We start from the raw sequence: 14,417 nt of genomic DNA, 5'->3' as shown, positions 1-14,417 counted from the left end.
GCGAGTTCGCCCACCATGGGGGCGGCTCACTCTTGGCGGCAGGCGGGCTGTACGGTAAAGGTTCGACTGGAATCCACCGGGCCCAGCTCCGCCAGCAGACGTCGGCCCAGCAGCACCGGATAGATCATCTTGCTGCGATCCCGCAGGGTGAACCACTCCTCATACACCTTGTCCCCCAGACAGATGGACATGGTCACCGTTGGCCGCTGCTCCATGCCGCCCGCCCCGCGCACCGTCACGCTGCGCTCGACCCGCCGTTGGAACTGTTGTTTGACCAGTTTGCCGCTGTCGGCATCGGTCACCACCAGCATGAAGCGCACCCAGGGCTTGCCATCCCGTTTGAATCTGGTGATGGCGCGTGCATCGAGGGAAGAGGTGAGCGCCCCGGTGTCGAGCTTCATCTTCACCGCCACGCCGGTAGGCAAAATAAGCCCCTTCTCGATCCAGCCATAGCTGGTCGGGGTCTCAGCCAGCGCACTGCCACACAGTGCCAGCATCAGGGTCATTCCCACCATCATCTTGCCCATTTTACGGTCCTGCCTTGTCAATCCTGCGCCCAGATCTACCACAGTCGCCTCGGGGGTCAATCCGATTTATTTCAGTTACTTGGATAATGCCGGGCGGATCAGAAGAGAGGCGACAAGGAGTGGCCAGACGGCGGCCCAAGCGGGCGAGAATATCGACGGGGAGCAAGGCACCGGGCGGTGCTGGATGAAACTGGTGGTTAACCTCAGGTTGTGACGCCAAAGGCTACCACAACAGTGAGTGAATTATCAGTCTTGTTCTGGAGGGATTTTTGCCTACACTGTTGTAAACCGGAGGGCCTGAAAACCACCGGTTTTTTTGCGCCTGCCGAAAATTTGCCACTGCAAAAGTGACTTTCAACAAGGCTCAATAAGGAATTTGTAATGCGTATCGAAGAAGACTTGAAGCTCGGTTTCAAGGATGTCCTGTTCCGCCCCAAGCGCTCTACTCTCAAGAGCCGTTCCCAAGTCAGCCTGACCCGTCAGTTCACCTTCAAGCACACCCAGACTCAATGGCAAGGCGTTCCCGTTATCGCCGCCAACATGGATACCGTCGGCAGCTTCGCCATGGCCAGAACCCTGGCCGGCTTCGAGATGATGACCGCAGTCCACAAACACTACAGCCTTGAGCAGTGGCAAACCTTCGTCAACGAAACCGATCCGGCGCTGCTGGGCCATGTGATGGTATCGACCGGCACCTCGCCGGATGACTTCACCAAGACACGCCAGATCCTCGCCATGTCCGAAGCACTGCGCTTCATCTGCGTTGACGTGGCCAACGGCTACTCCGAACACTTCGTCGAGTTCGTGCGCAAAATCCGTGACGCCTGCCCCAACCACGTCATTCTGGCGGGCAACGTGGTGACCGGCGAGATGGTGGAAGAGCTGATCCTCTCCGGCGCCGACATCGTCAAGGTCGGCATCGGCCCGGGCTCGGTCTGCACCACTCGCGTCAAGACCGGTGTGGGCTATCCGCAGCTCTCCGCCATCATCGAGTGTGCCGATGCGGCCCACGGTCTCGGTGGCCAGATCGTCGGTGACGGCGGCTGCACCTGCCCGGGTGACGTCGCCAAAGCGTTCGGCGGCGGCGCCGACTTCGTGATGCTGGGCGGCATGCTGGCAGCCCACGAAGAGTGCGGTGGCGAGATCGTCGATGTGAACGGCGAGCCCTTCATGAAGTTCTACGGCATGAGCTCCTCCAGCGCCATGGACAAACACGCCGGTGGCGTTGCCGAGTATCGCGCTTCCGAAGGCAAGATGGTGCTGCTGCCCTATCGCGGCCCGGTCGAGAATGCGGTGCGCGACATTCTGGGCGGCGTGCGCTCCACCTGTACCTACGTCGGTGCCAGCCAGCTGAAAGAGCTGACCAAGCGCACCACCTTTATCCGGGTACGTGAGCAAGAGAACAACGTCTACGGCAAAGAGTAAATCTGGTTTATCTGCTTTACCGCCAGCTTAAAGAGCTCACCAAAGCACACACCACCTTTATCCGGGTGCGTGAGCAAGAGAACAACGTCTACGGCAAGGAGTAACCTGCCGCAGCGACCGTCACGCGCTGACGGTTAGAAGCCAGCCAACCGGTGTGCTACCCTGCGCACCGGTTTTTTTGCATCTGGGATCCCGAGCCATGACAACTCCCCTGCCCCCGTTTGACTGGGACATCTTCTGCTGCGTCGTCGACAACTTCGGTGACATCGGTGTCACCTGGCGACTCGCCCGCCAGCTAAAACGGGAGGGGAATATTGCGGCACATGGCAATGAGGTTCAGGTGCGGCTCTGGGTGGACGATCTGGCAAGTTTCGCCCGCATCTGTCCGGGGCTCGACCCGGCGCAGGATGGCCAGTGGGTCGATGGCATCTATATCCAGCACTGGCATGAGACCCTTCCGACCGACATGACCCCAGGCAAGGTGGTAATCGAGGCCTTTGCCTGCGAGCTGCCCGCCCCCTTCATTGAACGAATGGCCGAACTGATGGCGAGCCAACCCAGCCCCCCATGCTGGCTCAATCTGGAATACCTCTCGGCAGAGAGCTGGGTAGAGGATTGCCACGCCCTTGCCTCGCCCCAGCGGGTTGGCAATAAAAGCCTCAACAAATACTTCTTCTTCCCAGGCTTTACCGCTAAAACCGGCGGCCTTTTGTGCGAGCACGACCTCATCGCCGAACGGGAGCAGTGGCAGCAAGATGATGCGGGACTTACCGCCTACTGGGCCAGCCTCGGTTTGCCGCCAAAACAAGAGCACGAGCTGCGGGTCAGCCTCTTTACCTACGAGAGCGATGCGCTGCAAAGCCTGATCGAGAGCTGGTGCCAGAGTGCCACGCCCGTCACCCTGCTGCTGCCGCTGGGGCGCTCTCTCAACGATGTGCTCACCGGTGCCGGTCTGACTGATGCCATCCCTGCAGCCAAAGCGGGGGAGCTGCTCCACTCGGGCAACCTCACCATCAAGCTGCTGCCGATGACAGATCAGGCCGGTTACGATCGACTGCTGTGGAGCTGCGATCTCAATCTGGTGCGTGGGGAGGACTCCTTCGTGCGGGCCCAGTGGGCGGCTCGTCCTTTCCTCTGGCACATCTACCAGCAGGAGGAGGAGGCCCATCTGGTCAAGCTGGAGCAGTTCCTTGACCACTACTTATCCGATCTACCCGCCGAGTGCGGCCAATGGCTGCGCCGCTTTAATCTGGCTCTCAATCGTGGCGAAGATTGCCGCGAACTTTGGGGCCAATGGCCACGATATAGCGCCATTTGGCAGCAACATGGGCGAAGCTGGTCACAGAAGTTGCTCCGGGATGGGGATCTCGTCACACGGTTGGTGAAATTTTTAGAAAGCCGTATATAATCTGGCAGTTTTTATCCGTCCGTTTCACGAACAGGAATTTTTTACATGAAAACCGCACAGGAAATCCGCGCTGGTAACGTAGTCATGATCGGCACCGAGCCGATGGTGGTTCAGAAGGCTGAATTCAACAAATCCGGCCGTAACTCCGCCGTGGTCAAAATGAAGCTGAAGGGCCTGCTGAACGGCAGCGCGACCGAGACCGTCTTCAAGGCCGACGACAAGCTGGACGTAGTTCAGCTGGAACGTAAAGAGTGCACCTACTCCTACTTCTCCGATCCCCTGTATGTCTTTATGGACACCGAGTACAACCAGTACGACGTAGAGAAAGACAACCTGGGTGACGTGCTCAACTACCTGGTAGACGGCATGGAAGACATCTGCGAAGTGACTTTCTACAACGAGAAAGCCATCTCCGTAGAACTGCCGACCACCATCGTGCGTGAAGTTGAGTACACCGAGCCGGCTGCCCGTGGCGACACCTCCGGTAAAGTGACCAAGCCTGCCCGTCTGAAAGGCACTACCTACGAGCTGGCTGTTGCCGCCTTCGTAGAGATCGGTGACAAGATCGAAATCGACAGCCGCACCGGCGAATTCAAGCGTCGCGTCAACTAATTGACCGCCATGCGTTGAATGAAGAAAGCGAGCCACCGGCTCGCTTTTTTTATTGTGGGCTCTACCGGCGGCTGTATTCTGTACACCAACATGGCTAAATGGTGCCATGCATGCCAACTCTTGCCCGAGTGATACCCCATATGACATTGACCACCAAAATCCTCTTGCTGCTGGCCACCTTGCTCCTGCTGGCGCTCTCGGGCTGGCAGCCTTATGACAGGGCGACCTAGCTGATGGAAGTCGCGCCGGTGATCATCACCATCCCATTGCTGCTGCTGACCCATCGCACGTTTCCCCTCACCAGCCTGCTCTATCTCTGCATCTTCCTCCATGCCATGGTCTTGATGCTGGGAGGCGCCTATACCTACGCCCGCGTGCCGCTCGGTTTCGAGCTGCAACAGTGGTTGGAACTTGGCCGCAACCCTTATGACAAGATTGGTCACTTCTTTCAGGGGTTTGTGCCCGCCCTGGCCTGTCGGGAGATCCTGCTGCGCGGCGGATATGTACAAGGGGGCCGCATGCTGGCGTTTCTGGTGGTCTGCGTGGTGCTCGCCATCAGCGCCACCTATGAATTTATCGAGTGGGGAGCGGCACTGGCGCTGGGTCAGGGAGCCGACGAGTTTCTCGGCACCCAGGGAGACCCCTGGGATACCCAATCCGATATGTTCTTCGCCCTGATCGGTGCCGTAGCCGCCCTGCTATTGCTCTCGCGCCTGCACGACAGGCAACTGACCGCTCTCTCTTCACTCCGCCACCGATAGGGGAGCACGCAACCTCTCCCGAACGGCACGAGACTCCCCCTGCGGGGGTGCCTCCTCTCAAGAAAATCCCGCTGCCGCCGCTAACCCAGATAACCGGGGGAGCACACTATGGCCAGATTATCCTTATCACTGCTGTTATTGACCTTGCTGGCTGGCCATGGGGCAGAGGCGAGCGAGGTCGCGCCCCCCGTTGCCGAACCACTGCCCCTCGACTACTGGCAAGCCAGCGACTGGAAAGGGCTGCCCGATGCCACCCGGATCGACAAACAGACGGTGCTGTTCGCCAAACACGACAGTGAAAACTATCTGGGACTGGCCATTTTACTGCCGGACTGGCAGCGCAGCGGCCAACTGTGGCAACTGACCCGCGCCCTCGGCCAGCTGGGCTTTGATACCCTGCTGCTGCTCCCCTCTCCCCAGCAGACCGAACTCGATCCTGCCGCCGAGAAAAAAGCGAAAAACAGCTATGAATTTCGCAAGCAGTTTGCCGAGCGGATCAGCAAGCTGGTCGATGCCAAGCTGCAGGAGGGGGGCTTCAAGCTGATCCTGGCGCAAGGTACCGGCGCCGCCTGGACCGCCAACCTCATCGCCAGCGAACAGTTGCCCGCCCCCGATGCGCTGGTGCTGCTCGACGGTTTCTTCCCCAACCAGCAGAGCAACCAGACCCTGGCCAAACAGGTGGCTCAGGCGGCCATCCCCACCCTGGATCTCTATCAGGAGGATGGCGGCCGCTGGCCCCTGCTGGCCGCCGAGGCCCGCAAAAGCGAGAGCCGCCGCAGCCACAAGCTCAACTATCGCCCCTACGCCCTGATGGAACTGGAGGAGACCCCCACCCGCATTCAGGGCTGGCTCAACCATCTGGGCTGGCTCTAAACCGGCCGCCACCGTGGCGCAACAAAGCGCGCGCCAGCTCACATCTGCCGGATAAAGCGCCGCTCTGGCACAGCGGCGAGCTAGCCCTGACAGCATCCTGTTTGGCATCATGGCTCCTCGAACCTGAACAATGGCAGGAAGGTCCATGCAGCAAATCGTATTTCTCGACAGCGATACCCTGGATGCGGGCATCACCCTGCATCACCCCGACTTCCCCCATCACTGGCAGAGCTATCCGCGTACTGCCCCGGAACAGGTGGTGGAGCGGCTCAAAGATGCCCGTATCGCCATCATCAACAAGGTGCGGATCGGCGCCGCCGAGCTGGCCCAACTGCCTGAGCTGAAACTCATCGCGCTGGCCGCCACCGGCAGCGACAACGTGGATCTGGAAGCGTGCCGCGCCGCCAATGTCGGAGTGTGCAACATCCGCAACTACTCGGGCCCCTCGGTGCCGGAGCACGCCATGGCGCTGATGCTGGCCCTGTCGCGCAACCTCTTCTGCTGGCGCCAGTCGCTGCTGGAGGGGCGCTGGCAACAGAGCGGCCAGTTCTGCTTCTTCGACCACAACATCATGGATCTGCACGGCAAGCAGCTCGGCATCATCGGCAAGGGGACGCTCGGTCAGGCGCTCGGCGAGCGGGCCAAAGGGATGGGGATGACGGTGCGCTACGCCCAGAGTCAGGTCGGCGCCAGCCACGACGAGGATAGGTTGCCCCTCGACGAGTTGCTGCAAAGTTCGGACGTCATCAGCCTGCACTGCCCGCTCACCCCCTACACCCGCAACCTGATTGGCGAGCGGGAGCTGGATCTGATGAAACCGGGCGCTTTGCTGATCAACGTCGGCCGGGGTGGTCTGGTGGATGAAGAGGCGCTGCTGCAAGCGCTGGCCAACGGTCGGCTCGGCGGTGCCGGTTTCGATGTGGCGAGCGTCGAGCCGCCGCCCCCCGACCATCCCTTGATGAAGGCGCTGCAATACCCCCACTTCATTCTGACCCCTCATGTGGCGTGGGCCAGTGAGGAGTCGATGCAGCGTCTCGCCGATCAGCTGATAGACAACATCAACGCCTTTGCCGCCGGTCGCCGCCAGCACCGGCTGGTGTGACCGCGCGATCTGGTAACCGCAAAATCGGGTGACCAGACCATGCAAAACGGGGCCAACAGGCCCCGCTTTGCATCTTCCGCATTCACTGCGCACGCATCAATCGTCGTCGTGCCATCTGTGCTTTTTGTGCTTCTTGTGGTGTTTGTGATGGTGATGATCATCGTCGTCATCGTAATAGCGATCCTGACTCTTGTGACCATCGCCGGTTTTGGCGCCGATGGCCGAACCACCCGCCCCGCCGACCCCTGCGCCGATCAGTTGACCGGTATCGCCGCCGACACTCTTGCCGATGGCGGCACCACCCAGCGCCCCCACCGCGCCGCCAAGGGCCGCTTCATTCTTGTTGCCCTTGTTGGCCGTCGCCGCGCCACCTGCAGCGCCGCCCAACACAGCCCCCACCAGCGCGCCGGTATCACCCCCCAGCTCCTTGCCGATCATGGTGCCCGCCACTCCACCCGCCCCGCCACCGAGAATGGTGTTGAGGGTTTCCGAACCGTGGGCCGCCGTACTGCCCAGCAATAACGCCCCCAGCAGAGCCAGAGCGCCGATGCCACGCGTATTCATCTCCATGGGTACTCCTGTCAAACCTGATTAATTTCCTCTGCACTATACAAACCGGCAGGCAGCAAGCCAGTGGGGGGCTAGCGGCAAGTAGACTCTCAGTTGAAGCCCGGCAATGAGCGTGACTGGCAAGCTCGAATTCAATCAATTGAATAACCACAAGAAAATTTTCATTTCACAGCAATGGCGCGTCCCTCGGCAGGGCGGGGAGGCTGTCGCAGCCCCACCCAGACTGCTGGCGATCGGACAACTCCTGTCACCTGCGCGGGACTTGCGAGCGCAATCTCAGCTGGGCTGGCTGTTCAGCTCACCCCAACCCCGTTAACTGACACTCAACGGGAGCAGCCGTGGACGAGGTATTAACCCTCAGTTGAAAGTGTCACCACTGTGTGTAAACGCTCAGAAGATAATCGGGTGGTATAGTCTATAGCTTGAACAACAGGGGATGACTGGCCGCAAGGCTGGCGCCCGGTGACTATCAAGCAAAGGAGATGTTATGAGCAGTCCGTTTATCGAGCAGATCAAAGCACGTCGCACCATCTATGCCCTGGGTGACCAGGTATCCCATACGCCGGAGCAGCTGACGGCCCTGATCCAGGATGCCATCAAGCACAGCCCCTCCTCCTTCAACTCCCAGAGCTCCCGCGCCGTCATTCTGTTTGGCGCCCAACACCACAAGCTGTGGGATATCGTCAAAGCCGAGCTGAAAAAGATCGTGCCGCCGGAGGCCTATGCCCAGAGTGAGGCCAAGGTGGATGGCAGCTTCCGCGCAGGCTTTGGCACAGTGCTGTTCTTCGAGGACACCGACGTCATCAAGGATCTGCAGCAGAAATTTTCGCTGTATGCCGATAACTTCCCCGTCTGGTCAGAACATGCCACCGGCATCGCCCAGTTTGCGGTCTGGACGACGCTGGCTCAGGAGAAGATCGGCGCATCCCTGCAGCACTACAACCCACTCATCGACGAGGCGGTACGCAAGGAGTGGAACCTGCCCGCCAGCTGGCTACTACGCGCCCAGATGCCCTTTGGCAGCATCAAGCAAGCGGCCGGCGACAAGACCTTTATCGACGACGCCACCCGCTTCCGCGTCTTCAAGTAATCGCCAGATAGCAAAACGCCCCCGCAGTTCGGGGGCGTTTTTATTGCGACAGGCGGTGCTGATTGCGCTGGCTCATGCCGCAATATGTGGCCGCTGCACATTCTCTTAGGCGCTCAAGCGGGTAACGTCAGCAGCAGGGATTCGCCTTCCCCCAACATCATCTTCACCTCGCGCCAGTCGCGGATCACCGCCACCACCGCCGGATTGAGCGGCGCATCGCCTCCTACCTGCACCACGGCGCAGCCAGCACGCAGGGCGCTCTCGATACCAGCCGGTGCATCCTCGAACACCAGACAGCGAGCGGGCGGTACGCCCAGCCGCTCGGCCCCCAGCAGATAGGGTTCGGGATCGGGTTTGCCCTTGGTCACCGTTTCGGCGCCCACCAGCACTGCGGGGAGTGGCAAAGCAGCACCATTCAGGCGATGGCGGGCAACCCGATCACTGGCGGAGGTCACGATGGCCCAGCACCGGGGCGGCAAGCGGCGCAATAACTCGCCAGCTCCGGCGATGGCATCGCCTCCGGTATGTTCCATCTCCAGCTCGTCGAGGCGCGCGGCCTCCCGCGCCACATCCAGTTGCGGAGCCAACGCCCGGATCACCTCCCGTGAGCGCATGCCGTGGCACATCGCCAGCACCGGCTCGGGTGCCAGCTGATGATGCTGGCACCAGAGCCGCCACACCTTCTCCACATCACCGGTCGAGCGGACCAGGGTGCCGTCCATATCGAGCAGCAGGGCGGCGACCATCACGGTTTTTGTACCCGCACTGACGTCCATACAGGCGCTCAGTTCGCTACTCATGCAGATACTCCCGTCAGCTCCGGTGCAGCGCCAGAGAGCGCATCGGCAAACGCCTGCTGCTGGGCGGCACGCTCATAACAGGCCAGCGCCTGCTCGGCACTGCCAGCCCACACTTGCAAGGGGCCGACCACAAACCCCTGTTGCAACAGGCTAGCGAGCAATTCCCCCGTCTCCGGGGCCGCCAATGGTTGGGCCAGCACCAGCGTGCCCTTGATCAAAAAGAGATAGCGTTGGGTAGACATGATATGGCTCCTTGTTCCGGTTCTGAGGAGGGCGATTCCCCCCTTGCCAAGCCATTAGAACAAGGCGATTAGATAATTTATAATCAATAAATCGCCACTTTGGATAACCAATTGGAATGAAATTCGACTTGAGGCAACTGCAGGCGTTTGTGACGCTGGCCGACACCGCCAACTACCGGGAAGCGGCCAGCAGCCTCTTTATCACTCAACCGGCCCTCACCAAGCAGATCCAGGGTCTGGAGCAGACGCTGGGCTGCACCCTGTTCAAGCGGGGCCGCCACGGTGCCGAGCTGACGGCGCTCGGCGCCCAGCTGCTCACCCAGGCAAGCGCACTGGTCAAACACGGCAGGGAGTTTGAACGTCACGCGCTGGCAGTAGCGAGCGGCGTGGCCGGTCGGCTCAAGATTGGGTTTGGCCTGTCGAGTTTTGCGTTGGCCCCTGCGCTGGTGGCCCGCTTCAAACAACAGGTCACGGACGTGATGGTCCATCTGCAGGATATGCCCTCCGCCATCCAGCAGGAGCAGCTGATCTCCGGCCAGTTGCAGCTTGGCTTTATGCGCAGGCCACAGATGCCGCAGTTACAGGAGCACCGGCTACTGATCGACCGGCTGGTGCTGGCGGTGCCGACCCGAATGACCGAACCGGACCCGGCCGCATTCGACGTCCAGCAGGCACTGATCAGCCAACCGCTGTTGCAGATGGTGGGCCACCGCTGCCCCGGTCTCAGCCAGCAGATCGCCGGTTTTCTCGGCGCCAACCGGCTGACTGGCATGGTCCAGGAGGCCGAGGATATCCAGACGCTGGTGGCGCTGGTTGCGGCAGGCATCGGCAATGCCATCCTGCCGCGCAGCGTCAGCTTTATCGCAGGCCCCGATGTCACCCTCTATCCCCTCTTTGGTCCCAACTCCGAGTGGGAAATCAGCATGGTATGGAACCCGGACTTTGCCGATCCCATCCGGGATCACTTCGTCAGGCAGGTGATCGCCAGCCATCCCCTGCCGGTGTCAGCCACGCCCGAGCGCTGAGGCCAACGCTTGCTGGTGGCTAGCACCCTGGCCAGTCAAAATAGTGCGCCCCCATCAAGGGGGCGCATCCAGAACAAGAGCGGCCATTCGGCTCAACAGTTGGCGCAGTGACTGCGGTTTTTACCCGCCCCCTTGGCGCAATAGAGCGCCGCATCGGCCGCAGCCAGCAACTCCCCTTCCCCCGCCAGCGGTTGTTCTGCCGTGTAGGTCGCAATGCCAATACTGGCGCTGAGTCGCAACTCTCCTGCCGCCACAATATCGAGCTCGTTGATAGCCTGACGGATCGTCTCCCCGATCCGCAGCGCCGCATCCCGGTCGGTATTGCCGAGGATCAGGGCAAATTCGTCGCCGCCAAAACGGCAGGGCAGATCGGCCGGGCGCTGGCAGAAGGATTGCAGCAGATGGCCCACCAGCTGGAGGGAGCCATCCCCCATCTGATGGCCCAGATGGTCATTGCACGCCTTGAAGTTATCGAGATCCAGCATGATGAGGGAGAGCGGAGTATGTTCACGCATGCTGCGGCGCCACTCGTTATGCAGAAAGCTGTTGAACAGCCGCCGATTGGCCAGTCCGGTCAGGGGATCATGTTGGGAGAGGCTGGCCACCTCCAGCTCCAGCAGCTTGCGCTCAGTGATATTGGTATGAGCGATGGCATAAAACTCGGCGTCAATGCCGACCACCGGGGCCACCCGCATCATAAACCAGCGCTGGGTATCCGGGCTGTGACAGGGGTACTCCAGACAGAACTTCTCCTGAATACGATGCAGCACCCGGCGGATCCCCTCCACGGCACTCTGGGCTAACGGCTCATCGGCGCGGTCACAGACCTTCGTATAGTTGACCCCGATCCAGTCATACCCTTTGGGCATGCCGTTTTGCTCGGCAAACAGATTCCAGGCGAGATTGGTGTAATGGATCACCCCATCCCGATCGATCACCGAGATCTGATCCTCCAGCGAATCCAGCAGCGCGGCCAGATAACGGGATCGCTCGGCAAACCGGCTCCGAGGCTTCTCTCTTTCATCCACCATAGTGGCCATCCTGTGGCAAACGTGGCGCATCGCCATCTATTAACAGTTGCATCAGCAGTTAGAGTAAAGCACCCAATAACCACTTGGCCAACAGAGACCATTCGTCGCGAGGCCCCCATCCGGCAAGGTTTCAGGCCAGCGCCCCCGCTCCGGATAACAAGAACAGGTTATGAATGTATTTGCCTGATAAGTAACATTTAATGCCCACACCACTGATTTTCACAGGGGATGCCATCGCCCTCTCCGTCCATTTTGGTATTCGGGCAGTTTTGCAAAAACCAGGTTGCCTCCTCGCATGAGGTCATCTGGGAACAATGCTGCCGACCATCACACTGGTAGCGTTGAGCCGGTTGCGATGAGACGTCACTGAAACTGCTGCCACCGCTGCTAACAGAGGGGGTCGGCAAGGGCGCTATCGACTCGGCCGAGAAGCGGGAATAGATGGAAAAGAGGCCGGCGAGCACCAGCAGGGGGATCAGTTTGCCGCGCCAGCTGCTCTTGCGGCGCCGATAGGGGTTACTCCGCTCTCTGATCGAGGAGGGTCGTGGCGGCTGGCTTGCCGCCCGCAATGATGGCGCCGATGATGATGCGGCTGCTCTTGCTGCAGATAATGAGGCCGACGGCCCGGCATCCGCCAACGTGAGCGGGCGATCGGGGAAAAAGACCTGTAACGCCCTCGGTTTGCCATCCTGACCACTGCCGATCAGATAGGTGACACGCTCCCCCGGTTCGGGTACGCGGCCATCTGATTGCAGCGCCGTGACATGGACAAACAGCCCTGCACTGCGTGATCCATTGGTTGTCTGCTCGGTGCCCTCTTGCTCCGGAGTGATAAATCCAAAGCCGCGCGCCTCGTTCCAGCTTGCGATCCGTCCCTGATAACGCATCTGTCCATCCTTGTTGCTATCCATGTGAGCACTATTGCGCACTCTATTGCCGCCCGGCAAATCATGTTGCCCAAAAGTGCTGCGGCCCGACAGAGGGCCGCAGAGTAAATCTCAAAACGGTGATCGGGCGCAGCCTGCGTTAAGGATCAGACCAACTGGGACACCTTGATGATCTCGGCGATGCGGCTAAGCATCCGCAGCGAGGTGTGATGCTCGGTGGCATCGGCGGCAGCGCAGGCATCCTCCAGAATGGTGATGGCGTAGTCCCGGTCATGACCATCCCGCGCTGCCGCCTGAATAGCCCAGCTGGTGCTCACCCCGCACAGATAGAGGTGGTCGATGTGGTTGGCCCGCAGCGCAGGCTCCAGCGCCGTGCCATAGAAGGGGCTCACTCTGGGCTTGGCCAGCACCAGATCGTCGGGTTGCACATCCAGATCCGGGTGAAAGTCGGTGCCGCTGTCAGCCAGGGAGAGCGCACCCAGCTGGTGAGCGCACCCAGCTGGTGAGCGCGACCAAACATGGGGGAGCCCTTGGGTTGCAGCTGATAGCCGCTGTCGAAGCCCACCTTGAACAGTACCACCAGCCAGCCGTGAGCGCGGGCATAGGCCAGCGCCTGATTGGCATGCGCAATGGCATCCTGCTCTAGCACATGGGCTGCGGAAGCGGCGATACGCCCGTCGGGATGGGCGATGTCGTTGATAAAATCGATCACCAGCAGTGCCTTGTTCATCTCCTTGACTCCCTTTGCAGACTCAACCCCCGCTATCTTGCTATCGCCTTTCATACCAGCCCCAAGGCATAGCGCAGCGCCATCTCCTTGAGCGGGCCCGCCTTGTCAGCCAGATTGAGGGCCAGATTGCGGGCCAGCTTGAGCGGGCCAATCTCGTTGCTGAACACCCCGTAGAAGAGATCCATCCCCGACTGCATCAACAGGTTGTCGGGGCGACGGCGCCGCTCGTACCGTTCGGCCAACGCCAGTTGATGCCAGTCGGCGCCAGCTCCTTGCAGCAGATCAGTCCAGCAAGCCACATCCTTGAAGCCGAGGTTGACCCCCTGACCCGCCAGCGGGTTGATGGTGTGGGCAGCATCGCCAAGCAACACCACCCGACCGGCGTGGTAGTCGTTGGCGTGGCGGCGCACCAGCGGGAAGCACCCCTTGCCAGTGACGGTAAACCCGCCGAGCCGGCTCGGGAAGTGGCGACGCACCTCGGCGGCGAGCGCCTCATTGCTCATGGCTGCCAGCGCCCGGATACGGGCCGGGCTGTCATACCACACCAGGGAGCCGTGCTGGCCGGGCAGCGGCAGGAAGGCGCGCGGGCCGCTCGGGGTGAACTGCTGCCAGGTGATATCTTCCTGCGCGAAATCGGTGTCGATGTTGATCAGCATGCAGTGCTGGCGGTACTCGAAACGCGATACACCGATACCCGCCAGCTTGCGAGTATGGGATTCGGCTCCGTCGCAGGCCAGCACCCAGCGGGCCGCCAGTTCGGTACCATCATCCAGGGTCAGCACTGCTTCATCCGCACTCTGGCGCAGGCTGGTCACCGCCGCCGGGGTGTGGGTCTGGATGGTGGGAAAATCTTCCATCCGTTTGAGCAGGGCGAGCTGTACCAGCCGGTTCTCTATGATGTAGCCAAGCTGGGGCAGGCCGAGATCGGCGGCGTTGAAGCGGGTAGCAAAGCCATCCAGCTCCCAGGTTTCCAGCCGACGGTAGGGGCACAGCCGCATCTGCTGCAGATGGTGCCAGGCACCGGCCTGCTCCAGCAGCGCCACCGAGGCCTGACTGATGGCGGAGACCCGCAGATCCAGCGGCTGCTCCGGCGCGTAATGCTCCGGCAGTTGCGTCTCGATGACCCGTACCGAGAGGCCCTGAGCCGCCAACAGACAGGCGGTGGCGGCGCCCACCATGCCGGCGCCGACGATGGCGATATCACACTGTTCCATACATTTATTCCTGAAAGGGTGCGTCCGGCGACAGCGCCCGGACGTGAACCGGATGGCTGCATGATAGCGCAAGGGCGGCTGATAAACAGTGAGGCAAATGGGGAATTGCTGCGTCAAATC

The 14,417-nt window shown here is 60.9% G+C and carries 14 protein-coding genes and 2 pseudogenes; 8 read left to right on the top strand and 8 right to left on the bottom strand.

The window, feature by feature from the left end; all coding sequences use genetic code 11:
* Positions 1–26 precede the first annotated feature (26 nt).
* Entirely contained in the window at positions 27–527 is a 501-nt protein-coding gene (gene rloA3, locus BN1115_RS20270; RefSeq protein WP_082034910.1) for a retropepsin-like aspartic peptidase RloA3, read from the bottom strand.
* A gap of 381 nt (positions 528–908) precedes the next feature.
* Between rloA3 and BN1115_RS20265 the strand changes: the two genes are divergently transcribed.
* From BN1115_RS20265 to BN1115_RS20240, 6 genes and pseudogenes are all read left to right on the top strand, one after another.
* Entirely contained in the window at positions 909–1,952 is a 1,044-nt protein-coding gene (locus BN1115_RS20265; protein ID WP_042658591.1) for a GMP reductase, read from the top strand.
* A 199-nt stretch (positions 1,953–2,151) separates the two neighbouring features.
* Positions 2,152–3,360 (top strand): elongation factor P maturation arginine rhamnosyltransferase EarP, encoded by a 1,209-nt coding sequence (gene earP, locus BN1115_RS20260; RefSeq protein WP_042658590.1) that lies wholly within the window; start codon positions 2,152–2,154, stop codon positions 3,358–3,360.
* Positions 3,361–3,405: 45 nt separating this feature from the next.
* Positions 3,406–3,972 carry an elongation factor P gene (gene efp / locus BN1115_RS20255; RefSeq protein ID WP_033137526.1) on the top strand — a complete coding sequence of 189 codons (567 nt, stop codon included), beginning with the start codon at positions 3,406–3,408 and terminating at the stop codon, positions 3,970–3,972.
* 140 nt (positions 3,973–4,112) lie between these two features.
* Positions 4,113–4,733 (top strand): annotated as a pseudogene (locus BN1115_RS20250) (DUF2238 domain-containing protein).
* 108 nt (positions 4,734–4,841) lie between these two features.
* Positions 4,842–5,606, top strand: coding sequence for a DUF3530 family protein (locus BN1115_RS20245; RefSeq protein ID WP_042658589.1), 765 nt, complete (start codon positions 4,842–4,844; stop codon positions 5,604–5,606).
* A gap of 145 nt (positions 5,607–5,751) precedes the next feature.
* Entirely contained in the window at positions 5,752–6,708 is a 957-nt protein-coding gene (locus BN1115_RS20240; protein ID WP_042658588.1) for a D-2-hydroxyacid dehydrogenase, read from the top strand.
* Positions 6,709–6,804: 96 nt separating this feature from the next.
* On the opposite strand, the gene BN1115_RS20235 is transcribed toward BN1115_RS20240, so the two are convergent.
* Positions 6,805–7,278, bottom strand: a complete 474-nt coding sequence (locus tag BN1115_RS20235) for a YMGG-like glycine zipper-containing protein (RefSeq protein WP_042658587.1) — start codon at positions 7,276–7,278, stop codon at positions 6,805–6,807.
* Positions 7,279–7,765: 487 nt separating this feature from the next.
* Here BN1115_RS20235 and BN1115_RS20230 point away from each other — a divergent pair, with 487 nt between their 5' ends.
* The gene (locus tag BN1115_RS20230) at positions 7,766–8,368 is read left to right on the top strand and encodes a nitroreductase family protein (protein ID WP_042658586.1); all 603 of its coding nucleotides are present in this window, start codon (positions 7,766–7,768) and stop codon (positions 8,366–8,368) included.
* A gap of 113 nt (positions 8,369–8,481) precedes the next feature.
* On the opposite strand, the gene BN1115_RS20225 is transcribed toward BN1115_RS20230, so the two are convergent.
* Together BN1115_RS20225 and BN1115_RS20220 are read right to left on the bottom strand one after the other, a co-directional pair.
* On the bottom strand, positions 8,482–9,168 hold the full coding sequence (locus BN1115_RS20225; RefSeq protein ID WP_042658585.1) for an HAD-IA family hydrolase: 687 nt from the start codon (positions 9,166–9,168) through the stop codon (positions 8,482–8,484).
* Entirely contained in the window at positions 9,165–9,410 is a 246-nt protein-coding gene (locus BN1115_RS20220) for a hypothetical protein (protein ID WP_042061091.1), read from the bottom strand. The genes BN1115_RS20225 and BN1115_RS20220 overlap by 4 nt, the downstream gene beginning before the upstream one ends.
* Positions 9,411–9,526: 116 nt before the next feature.
* On the opposite strand from BN1115_RS20220, the gene BN1115_RS20215 reads away from it, so the two are divergent.
* A complete protein-coding gene (locus BN1115_RS20215) occupies positions 9,527–10,435 on the top strand; it encodes a LysR family transcriptional regulator (protein ID WP_042658584.1) in 909 nt (302 codons plus the stop codon).
* Positions 10,436–10,527: 92 nt separating this feature from the next.
* On the opposite strand, the gene BN1115_RS20210 is transcribed toward BN1115_RS20215, so the two are convergent.
* The 4 genes and pseudogenes from BN1115_RS20210 to BN1115_RS20195 all read right to left on the bottom strand — a co-directional run bounded on the left by BN1115_RS20210 (position 10,528) and on the right by BN1115_RS20195 (position 14,297).
* Positions 10,528–11,466: a sensor domain-containing diguanylate cyclase gene (locus BN1115_RS20210; RefSeq protein ID WP_042658583.1), complete on the bottom strand. Its 939-nt coding sequence runs from the start codon at positions 11,464–11,466 to the stop codon at positions 10,528–10,530.
* 197 nt (positions 11,467–11,663) lie between these two features.
* Entirely contained in the window at positions 11,664–12,353 is a 690-nt protein-coding gene (locus BN1115_RS20205) for an excalibur calcium-binding domain-containing protein (protein WP_042658582.1), read from the bottom strand.
* A 146-nt stretch (positions 12,354–12,499) separates the two neighbouring features.
* Positions 12,500–13,083 (bottom strand): annotated as a pseudogene (locus BN1115_RS20200) (cysteine hydrolase family protein).
* Positions 13,084–13,133: 50 nt separating this feature from the next.
* Entirely contained in the window at positions 13,134–14,297 is a 1,164-nt protein-coding gene (locus BN1115_RS20195; RefSeq protein ID WP_042658581.1) for an FAD-dependent oxidoreductase, read from the bottom strand.
* Positions 14,298–14,417 lie beyond the last annotated feature (120 nt).

It is taken from the genome of Aeromonas allosaccharophila, from assembly GCF_000819685.1.
Taxonomy (GTDB): domain Bacteria; phylum Pseudomonadota; class Gammaproteobacteria; order Enterobacterales; family Aeromonadaceae; genus Aeromonas; species Aeromonas allosaccharophila.
This window is presented reverse-complemented; position numbering and strand designations above follow the sequence as displayed.

Excerpts from the sequence above, each read along its gene's own strand:
- BN1115_RS20245 (WP_042658589.1), top strand. The coding sequence starts at position 4,842 with ATGGCCAGATTATCCTTATCACTGCTGTTATTGACCTTGCTGGCTGGC.
- BN1115_RS20225 (WP_042658585.1), bottom strand. The coding sequence starts at position 9,168 with ATGAGTAGCGAACTGAGCGCCTGTATGGACGTCAGTGCGGGTACAAAA.
- BN1115_RS20205 (WP_042658582.1), bottom strand. The coding sequence starts at position 12,353 with ATGCGTTATCAGGGACGGATCGCAAGCTGGAACGAGGCGCGCGGCTTT.
- BN1115_RS20195 (WP_042658581.1), bottom strand. The coding sequence starts at position 14,297 with ATGGAACAGTGTGATATCGCCATCGTCGGCGCCGGCATGGTGGGCGCC.
- BN1115_RS20210 (WP_042658583.1), bottom strand. The coding sequence starts at position 11,466 with ATGGTGGATGAAAGAGAGAAGCCTCGGAGCCGGTTTGCCGAGCGATCC.
- BN1115_RS20265 (WP_042658591.1), top strand. The coding sequence starts at position 909 with ATGCGTATCGAAGAAGACTTGAAGCTCGGTTTCAAGGATGTCCTGTTC.
- efp (WP_033137526.1), top strand. The coding sequence starts at position 3,406 with ATGAAAACCGCACAGGAAATCCGCGCTGGTAACGTAGTCATGATCGGC.
- BN1115_RS20235 (WP_042658587.1), bottom strand. The coding sequence starts at position 7,278 with ATGGAGATGAATACGCGTGGCATCGGCGCTCTGGCTCTGCTGGGGGCG.
- BN1115_RS20240 (WP_042658588.1), top strand. The coding sequence starts at position 5,752 with ATGCAGCAAATCGTATTTCTCGACAGCGATACCCTGGATGCGGGCATC.
- earP (WP_042658590.1), top strand. The coding sequence starts at position 2,152 with ATGACAACTCCCCTGCCCCCGTTTGACTGGGACATCTTCTGCTGCGTC.
- BN1115_RS20215 (WP_042658584.1), top strand. The coding sequence starts at position 9,527 with ATGAAATTCGACTTGAGGCAACTGCAGGCGTTTGTGACGCTGGCCGAC.
- BN1115_RS20220 (WP_042061091.1), bottom strand. The coding sequence starts at position 9,410 with ATGTCTACCCAACGCTATCTCTTTTTGATCAAGGGCACGCTGGTGCTG.
- rloA3 (WP_082034910.1), bottom strand. The coding sequence starts at position 527 with ATGGGCAAGATGATGGTGGGAATGACCCTGATGCTGGCACTGTGTGGC.
- BN1115_RS20230 (WP_042658586.1), top strand. The coding sequence starts at position 7,766 with ATGAGCAGTCCGTTTATCGAGCAGATCAAAGCACGTCGCACCATCTAT.